Below are 11,604 nucleotides of genomic sequence, written 5' to 3'. Positions count from 1 at the left end.
CTGCAATCCTTCACCCCACGACGACCGCGAAGCATCTGGTCGAAGGTCAACATCGGTCACGTCAGTCGGCTGATCGAGGAGGGTCGCATGCGGCCCCAAGGTCAGAGTGAGATCGACCGGGCGAAGGCGGACGGACGGTGGGACAGCGCGTATCGGCAAAGCGATGGCGAGCTCCCCGTGGAGCTGCAGGAAGCCCTGGACGCAGACCCGGCGATCGCCGAAGCCTTCGCGAGACAGTCGGCGCAGAACCGATTCGCGATGGCCTTCCGCGTGGCCAATCTCAAACGGCCGGCCTCGCGAGCCGCACGCGTTGCGCAGTACGTCGAGATGCTCAAACGAGGCGAAACCATCTACTGACGAGCGCTTGCCCCACCCCGCGCCCGACGCTGGGTGGATGGATCTTCGCCGGCCCTCAGGTAGCGTCGAGCAATGAGCTCAGTGGCTGATCCGATGGCCGGTTGGCGCACGGCGGCGCGGTGGTCGCTCGTCGCGCTGCTCGCTGCCGCTGGCGTGTCGCATCTGACCTGGGGAAGGCGCGGCTACCGCATCGTCGTGCCGGATTGGTCGACTCGCCTCACGGGTCTCGACAAAGACGCGATCGTCGTGGGTTCGGGTGTGGCCGAGTTGATGCTCGCCGGCGCGGTCGCCGCGATTCCCCGGGAGCGCAGCGTCGGCTGGCTCGTCGCGGGGTTCTTCGTCGCCGTCTTCCCGGGAAATGTCCACCAGTGGCGGACCGGCCGGTCGGCGCCGATGCTCCGCACCGACCGCGCCCGCTTCGTGCGGTTGCTGCTGCAGCCGGTTCTTGTTGTCTGGGCCCTGTGGGGGACGCGCTAGCTGCTGACCTCGACCGTGCCCGCTCGTCCTCGGCGTCGGACGAGCTGGTTGAGGCGCTCGGACATGAGCAGACCCAGTGCGACGAGTACGGCGAGGAAGAGTGGGAAGATCCACATTCCCGTCCAGGCAGAGATCGCCCCGAACAGCAGTGGTGCGAAGGTCGAGCCGGTGTAGGCGGCGGCCATCTGGATGCCGATGATGGCCTGTGAGTTGCGGCGGCCGAAATTGACCGGTGTGGAGTGGATGATCGCGGGGTAGATCGGCGCGCATCCGAGTCCCAGAGTCACGAGTCCGACGAGCGCAAGCACGGTGGTCTCTGCCGGCAGCGCGAGCAGCACGACACCCAGGCCGACCGTCGCGAAGCCACCACGGATCATCAGCCGGTCGCCCACGCGGTCAGCGAAGAAGCCGGCCAGGAAGCGCCCTGCAGTGATACCCAGCAGGAACAGCGAGGCGAACGCGGCCGCGGTCGCGGGGGCGACTCCCCGGTCGGTGACCAGATACGTCGATGCCCACAGGATCGCTGTGCTCTCGAGCGCGCAGTAGGCGAAGAAGGCGGTCAGGATCAGCAGGACGCCGGGAATCCGGATTGCGCGCGCGAGGGGGACGTGGCTGCGCCCCCGCCCCGAAGGCTCGTCACCGGTCGCTTCCGCTTCGTCAACATCGTGCCCGCGCGGGACGATGGGGTTGACCTTGCCCCATAGCGGGATGCTGATCAACAGCGCGAAGGTGAGAACCGCTTGGACGATGCCGACGATGAGGTAAGCGCTGGACCAGCCCAAACCGGAGCCGAGGGCATAGCTCATGATGAAAGGGCTGATCGACGCACCTAGGCCCCAACAGGCGTGCAGCCAGTTCATGTGCCGCGCGGCGTAGTGCACGGCCACGTAATTGTTGAGTGCGGCGTCCACGGCGCCCGCGCCCAGTCCGTACGGGATGGCCCACAGGCACAGCATCCAGAACGAACCCGAGACGGAGAAGCCCACAAGGGCGGCCGCGGTCATTCCGACGCTGACGGCCGTCACAAGGCCGACGCCGAACCGACGGGTGATCCGCTCGGATGCCAGGCTGGACAGGATGGTGCCGCCGGCGATGATCATGGTGAGGATGCCTGCGAAGGCGATGGGGACGTCGAGGTCCTGATGCATGACCGGCCAGCCCGCGCCAACGAGCGAGTCTGGGAGCCCGAGACTGATGAAGGCGATGTAGATGATCGCCAGGAGGAGCGAGTACACGGCTTGGTGATCTGCCTTTCTGAGGCATCGGGCGTCGCGATCGCGGCCGACTATCGCGCTGGTACGAGCGTAGGGGTGCTGAGTCTCCCTGCTGATTGTCAAAGCTTGACTCGCTGGCTAGATTCGGAGTGTTCCCTAGGGAAGGACAGACTATGAGCACCCACGATCGTTGAAATACCAAAGCGAGCCCCCGCCGACCCAGTCGCGCGGGGGCTTCGTCTTCCCCTCGATCGGAACGTCGTCGGGCTGACGCTCTTGGCGTTCAGCGCGCGGGTTCACTCCGCAAGGAGCCGATGCAGCGTGCGCATCGCCTGCTCGAAGAACACGGCGTTCGTGTGTTCGTAGTAGTGCGCGCCACCGATCGCCATCTCGAACGCCCAGCCGCGTCCACGCTCGCTTGCGGACTCTCCCAGCAGACAGTCGCCTTGCGTGGGTCGATGAGATGGGCGGATGCGTGGATGGATTCGCGCACCCACGAGGTGTCGGCCAGCGGCCTGCCCCCGCGACCCTCCCCATTCCACGTTCGCCCCGCTGCCGGGAGCGCCTGAATCGAAGTGATGACCTCGGCGAGGTCGGCTGCGAGACGCGCATCACGAGCCAAGGGAAGCTGGTCGAGCGACTGGCCGGGTAACCAGGTCCAGACCGACCAGATGCCCGAATACCCGCGGAAGGGCTCGCCGATCCCGAGGGGCCGGGGCACTGCGACTCGCAGATGGTCGGCGAGCACGAGCGCGTACCGCTGTTCTCGGTGAATGCTGTCGCGTGCCGCATCCGCGTCGGTCGGCACGAGCGGCAATCGGGCGACGACGTTCTCGCCCACGCGAAACGGTGCGATCACGGTGCCCGCCGACTCCACACGCCTTACCGGCAACCCGGCAAACTCGGGGAACTGCGCCGCGAGTGCGGCGGCGAGATCGCCGACGGCGACCTCGACCTCACCTTCATGCATCACGCAGCAACCCTAGGCTGACGGCATGAAGGTCGATGCTCCGGATCCCCGAGCGTGCCCGACATGCGGCGATGCGCTGAAGTTCGAGATCCTCGACGATGAGCGATTCCTGGTTGCCTGGTCGTGCCTGAACTGCGGCCTGATCCGCACCACCGAGCCGGTGTAGTACCGCGAGGGCCGCAGTCCTGCGGGGGAGTCTTAGGCTCGAACCGATGAGCACCGATTCTTCTCACGCATCCCATGCGACGCTCCTCGTCGGCCTTCAAGCTGGTGCAGTTGCGCGGCGGGATGCGCTGTCGGCGGCGGCTGCTGAACTGCGGCGCGATCGCGGCGCCGAGACTGCGGACGATGAGCACGATCCCGAGGGTGTCACGCTGTCGATGGAGTGGCAGCGCATCGAGGGCCTCCGCCTGGCCGCTGAGCGTGAGCTCGCCGAGATCGACGAGGCACTCACCCGGTGGAGGTCCGGCGACTACGGCCGGTGCGAGGGATGCGGTCGAAGCATCCCGATGGAAAGGCTGCGGGTGCGACCGGCTGCGCGGCGCTGCGTGCCCTGCGCGGAGCGGGTCGGCGGCTGACCGATCGCCCTGGCCGCGCCGCTGACCTCTCGCCCCATGCCGCGATACGTCCCCCCTCTTGCCCGGCTCCGGCACGGGGCCGATACTCATCGCATGGCGGCGGAGATCGAGGACTGGGCGGGGAGATTCGACGCTGTGTTCTCGACACCCGCGTCGACTGTCCAGGACGAGGTGTGGGCGGACGTGTACGGCGACGAGTACCCCGCCGGCCTCGAGATCTACTCGTTCACCACACGGTCCGAGCTGCGTCGGATCGCCGAGTCGCTCGCGCTCCCACGGGAGGGCACGCTGGTCGACATCGGATGCGGCCGCGGCGGTCCCGGACTTTGGGTAGCCGGCGCCACCGGTGCCGCCCTCCTGGGGATCGACATCGCGGCTTCGGCGCTGGTGGCCGCGCGCGCCCAGGCGGTCCGGCTTCGGCTCGCCGATCGAGCTGAGTTCCGACTCGGATCATTCGAGGCCACCGCCCTCCCGGACGACTTCGCGGACGCGATCATGAGCGTGGACGCCCTACTCTTCACCCCACACAAGGGCGCTGCCCTCCGCGAACTCGCCCGCATCGCACGCCCGGGCGCACGGCTCGTCCTCACGACCTGGGATTTCGACGGTCAGCCGCCGAATCGCCCGCCGCAGGTGTCGGACCACCGCGACATCGCCMGAGACGCGGGCTTCGACGTGATCGCCTACGACGACACGCCTCATTGGCTCGAGTACCAGCGCGCGCTTGCCGCGCGACTGCTGGAGCGGACCTCGGACCTCGCCGCCGAGTCCGGTCAGTCACCCGAGCAGGTGCGCGAGGAAAACCTCGAGATGGAGGCCATCTTCGCGTTCCAACGGCGGCGGGTGCTCATGGTGGCGCAGCGGCGCTGAGCCTCAGGAACGGACTCAACGGCGCAAGCGGGATAGACGGATCTGCGCAAAGACGGAGCCTCGGGTCACCACACGAGTTGGTCGCGGCGGCGGGCGAGGTAGGCCCGCTCGGCCGGGTTGCCGGCGAGTTGGATGGCGCGGTCGTACGCCTTCCGCGATTCGTCGCTCCGTCCGACCCGCCGCAGGATGTCGGCGCGCGCGGCGTGATAGGCGTGGTACCCATCGAGGTCCCCGTCGAGTCGGTCGATCTCGGCGAGCGCCACGTCGGGCCCATCCAGCTCGGCGACTGCGATCGCGCGGTTGAGGCGCACGATCGGGGACGGGTCGAGCCCGATCAGGCGTTCGTAGAGCGCGACGATCTGCGACCAGTCGGTGTCGCGTGCGGACGGGGCATCCGTGTGCACCGCGTTGATCGCGGCCAGGAGCTGATACCGCCCAGGTGGCTCGGCGCCGGCGGCGACCGCGGCGATCCGCTCGCGGACGAGGGCGTGCCCCTCGACGATGAGGCTACGGTCCCACGCGCCGCGGTCCTGCTCGTCGAGGGTCACCAGCTCACCGGCGCGGGACACGCGCGCGGTCCGCCGTGCGTCGGCGAGGATCATGAGAGCCAGCAAGCCGGTCACCTCGCCCTCGTCGGGAAGCAGCGTGTGCAGGAGGCGACCGAGACGGATCKCCTCGTCGCTGAGGTCCACGCGAAGTGGATCGTCCCCCGCAGTGGCCAGATATCCCTCGTTGAAGATGAGATAGATCACCGCGAGCACCCCGGCGAGCCGTTCGCGGAGATCCGCCGCCGACGGCATCCGGTAGGGAAGCTGCGCAGCCTTGATCTTCGCCTTCGCGCGGGTGATCCGCTGCGCCATCGTGGTCTCGGGCACGAGGAAGGCGTGGGCGATCTCTGCGACGGTCAGACCGCCGAGCAGGCGCAAGGTCAGCGCCACACGGGCCTCCATCGGGAGAGCGGGATGGCAGCAGATGAAGACGAGCCGAAGTCGGTCGTCGTCGACCGGTCCGGTCGGCGTCGGGGGAGTGTCGTCCGACAGCATGTGGGCCGCCTGGTACTTGTCGTCGCGACGGGACTCACGCCGCAGCCGGTCGATCGCCTTGCGCGTCGCGGTCGTGGTGAGCCAGGCGCCAGGGTTGGGTGGCACGCCGTCGCGCGGCCACCGCTCCACTGCGGCGACGTATGCCTCGGCCGCCGCGTCCTCGGCGAGGTCGAGATCGCCGAAGCGGCGAGCGAGACCGGCCACCACCCGCGCCCACTCCTCGCGGTGGGCGCGGGCGATCGCCTGTTCTGCGGGGGGTTCCGTCACGACCCCGTTGCGTGCCGTTCGACGATCTCAGCGAGGTCGGAGGGGAACCGGTGCACCTCTTGCGGCCAGTCCAGCGAGACGGCCAGTCGTCCGGCCCAGTAGCGCGCCGCCTCATCGTCGGCGACGTCCACGACGGTGAATCCGCCGAGGTGCTCCTTGGACTCGACGAACGGCCCATCGGTGAAGACCGCCTTCCCGTCCTTGCTCACGACGCTGAAGACCGCGGTCGAGGCATCGATCCCTCCATCTGCGTAGAGGAAGACACCGGCCTCCTTCATCTCCTCGAGCAGGGCTGACGAAGCCTGGCTCTTGCTCTGCAGCTGCTCAGCGGTGTGCGCGGGCACCCACTCATCGTTGAATGCGATCAGATACTTCGGCACTGTTCTCTCCTCATCGGGACGAGAGCCATGTCGCGGCTCTTCGGTCATCGCGACCCGGACGGGTCACCTGCCTATTCCACGAACGGCGGCCCTCGGATACGACAATATCGGCGAGAGATTCACAGCGTCGGTCTTAGTTCGCTGCGGGTCCCGTGCGGCGAAACCAACCCCGCGTCACGAGTCAGTGTGGTGTTCGCAGCGGATGAAACGGGAACGCGAATGCGTTTCGTGCACTCTGAACTGCGCGGCGGGTCGGACCACGATCAGAGATCAGCTGAGGGGCTGGGCTGCGATCCCGGGGTCAGCTCGGCTGGGCGCCAGGCTTGCCAACCACCGGCGCTGCTCGCGTGCGAAAAGGATGGCGAGGATCCCCCAAAGACCGAGGTCATCCACGAAACCTAGGGGGCCGAGTACGACTTCGGGGATCRGATCGATCGGCGCGATCGTGTAGACAACGGCAGCGATGCCGGCGACCCACGTCGTCGCAGCAACGCGGTGCTGTCGCGCCTTGACCGCCTTGAGAAATCTCCACCACATGGGTTCATAGTGCGCCACGACTGAAGCAATGCCGCGGGACTGCAGGATCTTGGCTGGAAGTTCCCAGCGATCACCAAGGCTGTTGCGGGTCCTCTATTGGCGACCCGCCTACCAGACGGTGCCGCCGCCAACCGAGATGCCGCCCCACGTGAGCGCGATGAAGATGCCTGCGAACACGACGGGGGCGATGCCCTTGCCGTTGCGCGCGAGTCCCTTGAAGAGCCCGATCACGGCGAGGATGGCGGCGACGATGGAGAGAGCGCCACCGAGGATCAGCCCGATGAACAGTGGGATGGGCATGAGGAGGAGGCCGGCCAGTGCGAACCAGAACGCGGCCCAGGCAGTCGGATTGGAGCGGCGTTCGACGGAGGAAGACATGCGTCGATTATCGCGTGTCCGGTGCCCGCAGCGCGTGAGACGCGGGCTGGCCACCGATTGTCGGGGGTTGACTGGGAACCACGGTCAGCGCTTGTAGTCGATCTCACGAAGCGTCAGGAGAGACCAGCACCAGACCGAGCCGACCGAAGGCCGGACTAGACGGCGACGGGGATATCCGCCTCGGCGCGGACATCCGCCGCCTCCCGCGCCGCGCCCACAAAGCGCGCCGTGTCCGACACCGCGGCAGTGAGCAAGGCGACGAGTCGTTCGTCGGGATCTCCGCCGCACGCCCGCGCGATCCCATCGACGGCGCCTGTCACGATATCCCGGCACTGCCGTACGGTCATGCCAGGGCCGCCCGGACCGACCTTCTCGATGAACCGGATAGCCCAAGCATCCGCGGCGGGTGCGGCGCGGAGGGCAGCCTGAGCCAGTTCACGCGACTCCGCGACGAGTTCGCCGTCCCGTTCCGCGAGGACCCTGAGGGCAACGCGCATGCCCACCGCCTGTGCACGCTGGCGCTCCTCAGCGGCGATCGGGAGGGCGGCGCTGGCAGCTCGCAGGGCGAGCAGGACGTCGAGCAGCGGGTCGTCGCTCGTCAGACCGACCACTGACGGAATGAGCGCCGTGAGCCGGGCGCGTCCGGCTTCGCTCGTCAGGTCGTTCACCATCCGTGCGAGATGCGCGAGAGTGCCGTGCGTACAGGCGGGATGGTCACTCCAACGCTCTCCCGCGAGGTATGACGCGAATTCCATGAAGCAGGCCCCGCGCCGTGGCGAGCGGTGCCGGCCCGGGGAGAGGATCGGCATGACATCGGGGTGAGCCATCCAGTCGCGCATGTGTGACCTCCCTCTCTCCTTCCACTGTGCGCCCGCCGCATCCGTGATTCAAGTACCTCCGGCGATTGGGCGCACGTCCAGTACATGAAGAGCGAGATTGAGCCGCTTCACGTTCCGCGCCTCCGAATCGACGCGATCGAGCGCGCCGATATCAACGTGAGCACCGTCCTCCACCGCCTAGCCCACTGAACCGGTTAGTCGCCGTCCGCGGCACCGGCATCGCCATCGACGTCGACGGAGAAAGGCTCCGGCTGTCCGACGAAGGCGGTAAAGGTCGTGGAGGCGTCCCCGGCCTGGAGTTTGGCTGCCTCGAGTGCCCGGTTGATGGCGAGGTCCATCTCAGATCCAGGGTGAATGTGTCGGTCGTCGCTTGACATGGTGCCTCCTGCGGCGAGCATATCCGGAGAGCTGACAGCAATGCGGGGTGCCACGACGCGTGCGGGGCGCGGAAGAGGCGGTCGATGGCGCCAACGTTCCGTGTGTGCGCCGGGCGAAGACATGATGTTTGAAGTCGATGGTAAGAAGAAGTCATCGCCATCGTCTCGATGATGATCGGTGGCGCTGTTGGCAATGGTGGGAGTGGACATGAGCGGTGAGTGGCATCGTAAGCACCTCGGAGACGACGTACCGGAGCAGCCTCCGGGCGAGGAGACGCTGTTGGGTGCCGCAGGCGACGAGGTTCCCCCTGGGGGAGTCGTCGCGGGCTCGTTCAGTCAGGAGTTCCCCGGCGCCGACCCGTACGAGGGCATTCCGGCCGACGAAGTGGGCCTCCCGCCGCTGAGCGAGGCCGAGCAGGAGGCCGTTGCACGCGAGGCGGACCGGCTCGCAGACGACCTGGACGCACGCCGCAATCTCTGAGATACCGTCCACGACGGTGGCGATCCCGGCGGAGTGGCTTCCGCCGTCACTCACGCGTACCCAGCCGGTCTCTAGGCGGGCGGCGCCCGGCGCTTCTAGGCTGGAGAAGTGCTGAAACCCGGTGTCTGCGCGGAGAACTGACATGTGGATCGAATGCTTCGAGAACGACACGCGATTCGATGGCGCCGAGATCGAGTCGCTCGTCGAGCAGTTCGTCGCACATGTGCGTGCGGTGCACGACGTGCCGTATCCCGATGAAGAGTTGCGGCGGTGGGCGCGCAACTTCGCGGAGGCGTCCGTGCGCGAGGACGGCCCCGTCGAGCGGCGTGCGTCGATCGGCTCGGTGGAGGTGCACCCAGTCACCGAGGAACGCATCGACGACTGGCTGCGGTTCTTCGACCGCGACGCGTTCCCCGACAACCCCGACTGGGGATCGTGCTACTGCCTGCATCCGCATACCGGTGAGGTCCCTGAGCGACCCTGGCGGGATGTGCGCGCCGAGATGATCGGGCGGCTGCGTTCAGGAGCGACGCTCGGCTACCTCGCTTACGTCGACGGCCGACCAGTGGGCTGGGTCAACGCGTCGCGCCGATCGACCTACGCGAAATACGCGGACGTCGATCGCGGAGGCCCCGCGTCTGACACGGTCGTGGGGGTCTCCTGCTTCATCATCGCTCCGCCGTACCGGCGCCATGGCGTGTCTTCGGCGCTCCTCGATCGCGTCGTCGCCGACGGCAATGGCCGGGGCGCACGTTTCGTCGAGGGATACCCGCGCCGAACGGATACCGGCGAGGATTCAGCGTCGTTCTGTGGACTGCGGTCGATGTTCGATGCGCGCGGCTTCACGCCGGCCGAGGAGCACGACAGCTACACCGTCGTCCGCCGACCCGTCTGACCCATCAGCCGTGGGCCGGTGGGCTCGAAGCCAGGGACGACGCCGCAATCAGCGGTCTAAGTTTGCGACCGGGCCAGGTCGCCGCCCGGCGTTGGTCCCGTCGCGACGGGACGGCCGGGTGTGTTCGACCACTGGCTCCACGAGCCGGGGAACACGGTCACGTCGACGCCCACGACCGCGCCGGCGAGCGCGAGGTGCGCAGCCGTCAGCCCCGAGCCGCAATAGGCGGCGACGGGTGAATCATCTGTCACTCCCGCACTGGCGAAGGCGTCGCGGATCGCCTCGGGCTCTGCGAAGCCCGCGCCGTGGAGGTAGGCGCCCGCGGGCAGGTTGACGGCTCCGGGGATGTGTCGCGCGATCGGGTCGTACGGCTCGGTCTCGCCTCGGTAGCGCTCGGGCGCGCGCACGTCGAGCAGCACGCCCCGTGCCGGCCAGGATTCGGCATCGTCGATCGTCGCGATTCCTCCGCTCAGCTCTTCGAGTTCGATGTACCCGCGCGCGGGCACGACATCGCCCGACTCCAGAGGAAGTCCCGCCGCCACCCATGCCGACAAGCCGCCGTCCAGCACCCGCACATCGTCGACACCTGAATGGGTGAGCAGCCACCATGCACGCGCGGCCGACACCGAACGATAGTCGTCGTAGACGACGACGGCGTCGCCGACGCGGAGGCCCCAGCGGCGCGCGGCACTTTGGAGCGCCTCTCGGGAGGGAACCGGATGCCGCCCCCGCGACGGATCGCCGTGCGTGGCGAGTTCCGTGTCCATGTCGACGTACACCGCGCCGGGAAGATGGCCGGCGCGATGGTCGGGTCGGCCATCGGGCTGCTCGAGCCGATACCGCACATCGAGCAGACGGATGCCGTCACCGGCCTCGAGACGCGTGCGGAGCTCGTCCACGGAGATCAGAGGGAAGGCCCAGGAGGTCGCCATACCGACATCCTCACACGCCGCAACCGGCAGGCCTCCGGCCGGGCGCCCCGCGATTCCGGCCTCCCCTCGAAGACCGGGCGTGCTGCCGAGCACTCGGCGGGTGAGTCGCTGACGCCCACCATATCGAGGCGGACTCACGAGGCGATCGCGATGATGCCGCCGATCACCTGGAACGTGAATCGTGCCGGCGCCGTTGTGGGTCGTGGAACTGCTGATGCCACCGAGGGGCAGGATGGCTGGATGAGGTATTCCGCTGAAGAGTCTCGAAGTCTGGCGCTCGCGGAGCGGGTCGGCCGCCTGGYGACTGTGTCGGAGGGTGGCGATCCACACCTGGTGCCCGTCACGTTCGCGGTCTTAGGGGGACTTGTCGTTATCGGCATCGACGAGAAGCCGAAGTCCACCCTCGATCTGAAGCGTCTGAGGAACATCCGAAGTGATCCGCGCGTCGCTCTCTGCTGGGACGGTTACGACGAGGACTGGAGCCGACTGTGGTGGGTCCGGGCTGATGGGGTCGCTGCCGTCGCGGAGGACGGTTGGGCTTGGGAACGAGCATGGGAGGCGCTCAACAACAAGTACGAGCAGTACCGCAACGCCGCACATCCTGGGCCGATCATCGTGACCGAGGTGAAGAAGTGGAGCGGATGGGCGCACGGTTGATCGCACCCAACACGYGGAACGAACTGCGCGAGCGGTGATCAGCCCGACGTGTCTTCTGTTTCCTCCGCGATGGTTGTCAGCTCGAGGATCCGGGCTTCGAGGGCACGCAGGAGCGGTTCGCGTCTGGCCGTCTTCAGCAGTTCGTTGATGTAGGACTGCGCGAGTCCTGTGGCGACGAGGCCGGCGTAGCCGTTGTCTTCGATTTCGACGACGAGGTGACTGACGGCGTCGACGTCGTCGGCGACCGTGGCGCGGAGAAGTCGTGCCGCGAGAAGATCTGGTCCATCCATGTCGGATCGCTCCCTTCGCAGCGGGATTCTAGGAATCGATCTGGCATTGGTCAAGGGCTGCG

General features: G+C 67.6%; 18 protein-coding genes and 1 pseudogene. 9 read left to right on the top strand and 10 right to left on the bottom strand.

Annotation, left to right across the window (positions count from 1 at the left end; genetic code table 11):
• The coding region (locus AC1DVT_RS05690) for a YdeI/OmpD-associated family protein (RefSeq protein WP_477387252.1) at nucleotides 1-357 on the top strand (357 nt) is incomplete at its 5' end.
• Nucleotides 358-429: 72 nt separating this feature from the next.
• On the top strand, nucleotides 430-834 hold the full coding sequence (locus AC1DVT_RS05685) for a DoxX family protein (RefSeq protein WP_477387250.1): 405 nt from the start codon (nucleotides 430-432) through the stop codon (nucleotides 832-834).
• On the opposite strand, the gene AC1DVT_RS05680 is transcribed toward AC1DVT_RS05685, so the two are convergent.
• Together AC1DVT_RS05680 and AC1DVT_RS05675 are read right to left on the bottom strand one after the other, a co-directional pair.
• Complete coding sequence (locus AC1DVT_RS05680) at nucleotides 831-2,069, bottom strand: MFS transporter (RefSeq protein WP_477387248.1); 1,239 nt, start codon at nucleotides 2,067-2,069, stop codon at nucleotides 831-833. The two genes, AC1DVT_RS05685 and AC1DVT_RS05680, sit on opposite strands and share 4 nt — an antisense overlap.
• A gap of 532 nt (nucleotides 2,070-2,601) precedes the next feature.
• Nucleotides 2,602-2,796: pseudogene (locus tag AC1DVT_RS05675) on the bottom strand (phosphotransferase); the annotation flags it as partial.
• Here AC1DVT_RS05675 and AC1DVT_RS05670 point away from each other — a divergent pair.
• From AC1DVT_RS05670 to AC1DVT_RS05655, 4 genes are all read left to right on the top strand, one after another.
• On the top strand, nucleotides 2,782-3,039 hold the full coding sequence (locus AC1DVT_RS05670) for a hypothetical protein (RefSeq protein WP_477387254.1): 258 nt from the start codon (nucleotides 2,782-2,784) through the stop codon (nucleotides 3,037-3,039). The pseudogene AC1DVT_RS05675 and the gene AC1DVT_RS05670 sit on opposite strands and share 15 nt — an antisense overlap.
• Before the next feature lie 4 nt (nucleotides 3,040-3,043).
• Nucleotides 3,044-3,184, top strand: coding sequence for a hypothetical protein (locus AC1DVT_RS05665; RefSeq protein ID WP_457098519.1), 141 nt, complete (start codon nucleotides 3,044-3,046; stop codon nucleotides 3,182-3,184).
• Between the two features lie 46 nt (nucleotides 3,185-3,230).
• Nucleotides 3,231-3,596, top strand: coding sequence for a TraR/DksA family transcriptional regulator (locus AC1DVT_RS05660; protein ID WP_477387246.1), 366 nt, complete (start codon nucleotides 3,231-3,233; stop codon nucleotides 3,594-3,596).
• 93 nt (nucleotides 3,597-3,689) lie between these two features.
• Nucleotides 3,690-4,466, top strand: coding sequence for a class I SAM-dependent methyltransferase (locus AC1DVT_RS05655; protein ID WP_477387244.1), 777 nt, complete (start codon nucleotides 3,690-3,692; stop codon nucleotides 4,464-4,466).
• A gap of 65 nt (nucleotides 4,467-4,531) precedes the next feature.
• Here the strand turns inward: AC1DVT_RS05655 and AC1DVT_RS05650 are convergent, their stop codons facing one another.
• The 6 genes from AC1DVT_RS05650 to AC1DVT_RS05625 all read right to left on the bottom strand — a co-directional run bounded on the left by AC1DVT_RS05650 (nucleotide 4,532) and on the right by AC1DVT_RS05625 (nucleotide 8,248).
• Nucleotides 4,532-5,776 carry an RNA polymerase sigma factor gene (locus tag AC1DVT_RS05650; protein ID WP_477387242.1) on the bottom strand — a complete coding sequence of 415 codons (1,245 nt, stop codon included), beginning with the start codon at nucleotides 5,774-5,776 and terminating at the stop codon, nucleotides 4,532-4,534.
• Nucleotides 5,773-6,156 (bottom strand): YciI family protein, encoded by a 384-nt coding sequence (locus AC1DVT_RS05645; RefSeq protein ID WP_457098523.1) that lies wholly within the window; start codon nucleotides 6,154-6,156, stop codon nucleotides 5,773-5,775. The genes AC1DVT_RS05650 and AC1DVT_RS05645 overlap by 4 nt, the downstream gene beginning before the upstream one ends.
• A 270-nt stretch (nucleotides 6,157-6,426) precedes the next feature.
• Nucleotides 6,427-6,693 (bottom strand): DUF1232 domain-containing protein, encoded by a 267-nt coding sequence (locus AC1DVT_RS05640; RefSeq protein ID WP_477387240.1) that lies wholly within the window; start codon nucleotides 6,691-6,693, stop codon nucleotides 6,427-6,429.
• A 108-nt stretch (nucleotides 6,694-6,801) separates the two neighbouring features.
• On the bottom strand, nucleotides 6,802-7,071 hold the full coding sequence (locus AC1DVT_RS05635; protein WP_457098525.1) for a hypothetical protein: 270 nt from the start codon (nucleotides 7,069-7,071) through the stop codon (nucleotides 6,802-6,804).
• Between the two features lie 155 nt (nucleotides 7,072-7,226).
• Nucleotides 7,227-7,742 carry a hypothetical protein gene (locus AC1DVT_RS05630; RefSeq protein ID WP_477387238.1) on the bottom strand — a complete coding sequence of 172 codons (516 nt, stop codon included), beginning with the start codon at nucleotides 7,740-7,742 and terminating at the stop codon, nucleotides 7,227-7,229.
• A 362-nt stretch (nucleotides 7,743-8,104) separates the two neighbouring features.
• Nucleotides 8,105-8,248, bottom strand: a complete 144-nt coding sequence (locus AC1DVT_RS05625) for a hypothetical protein (RefSeq protein WP_477387236.1) — start codon at nucleotides 8,246-8,248, stop codon at nucleotides 8,105-8,107.
• A gap of 217 nt (nucleotides 8,249-8,465) precedes the next feature.
• Between AC1DVT_RS05625 and AC1DVT_RS05620 the strand changes: the two genes are divergently transcribed.
• Both AC1DVT_RS05620 and AC1DVT_RS05615 read left to right on the top strand, forming a co-directional pair.
• On the top strand, nucleotides 8,466-8,768 hold the full coding sequence (locus AC1DVT_RS05620; protein ID WP_477387234.1) for a hypothetical protein: 303 nt from the start codon (nucleotides 8,466-8,468) through the stop codon (nucleotides 8,766-8,768).
• Nucleotides 8,769-8,910: 142 nt separating this feature from the next.
• The gene (locus tag AC1DVT_RS05615) at nucleotides 8,911-9,663 is read left to right on the top strand and encodes a GNAT family N-acetyltransferase (RefSeq protein WP_477387232.1); all 753 of its coding nucleotides are present in this window, start codon (nucleotides 8,911-8,913) and stop codon (nucleotides 9,661-9,663) included.
• A 56-nt stretch (nucleotides 9,664-9,719) separates the two neighbouring features.
• Here the strand turns inward: AC1DVT_RS05615 and AC1DVT_RS05610 are convergent, their stop codons facing one another.
• Nucleotides 9,720-10,595 carry a sulfurtransferase gene (locus AC1DVT_RS05610; RefSeq protein ID WP_477387230.1) on the bottom strand — a complete coding sequence of 292 codons (876 nt, stop codon included), beginning with the start codon at nucleotides 10,593-10,595 and terminating at the stop codon, nucleotides 9,720-9,722.
• Nucleotides 10,596-10,745: 150 nt separating this feature from the next.
• Between AC1DVT_RS05610 and AC1DVT_RS05605 the strand changes: the two genes are divergently transcribed.
• Nucleotides 10,746-11,252 carry a TIGR03668 family PPOX class F420-dependent oxidoreductase gene (locus AC1DVT_RS05605; protein ID WP_477387228.1) on the top strand — a complete coding sequence of 169 codons (507 nt, stop codon included), beginning with the start codon at nucleotides 10,746-10,748 and terminating at the stop codon, nucleotides 11,250-11,252.
• A gap of 38 nt (nucleotides 11,253-11,290) precedes the next feature.
• Here the strand turns inward: AC1DVT_RS05605 and AC1DVT_RS05600 are convergent, their stop codons facing one another.
• Nucleotides 11,291-11,542 (bottom strand): hypothetical protein, encoded by a 252-nt coding sequence (locus AC1DVT_RS05600; protein WP_457098532.1) that lies wholly within the window; start codon nucleotides 11,540-11,542, stop codon nucleotides 11,291-11,293.
• Nucleotides 11,543-11,604: the final 62 nt, after the last annotated feature.

The organism is Microbacterium sp. P2_F9 (assembly GCF_056403635.1).
This window is presented reverse-complemented; position numbering and strand designations above follow the sequence as displayed.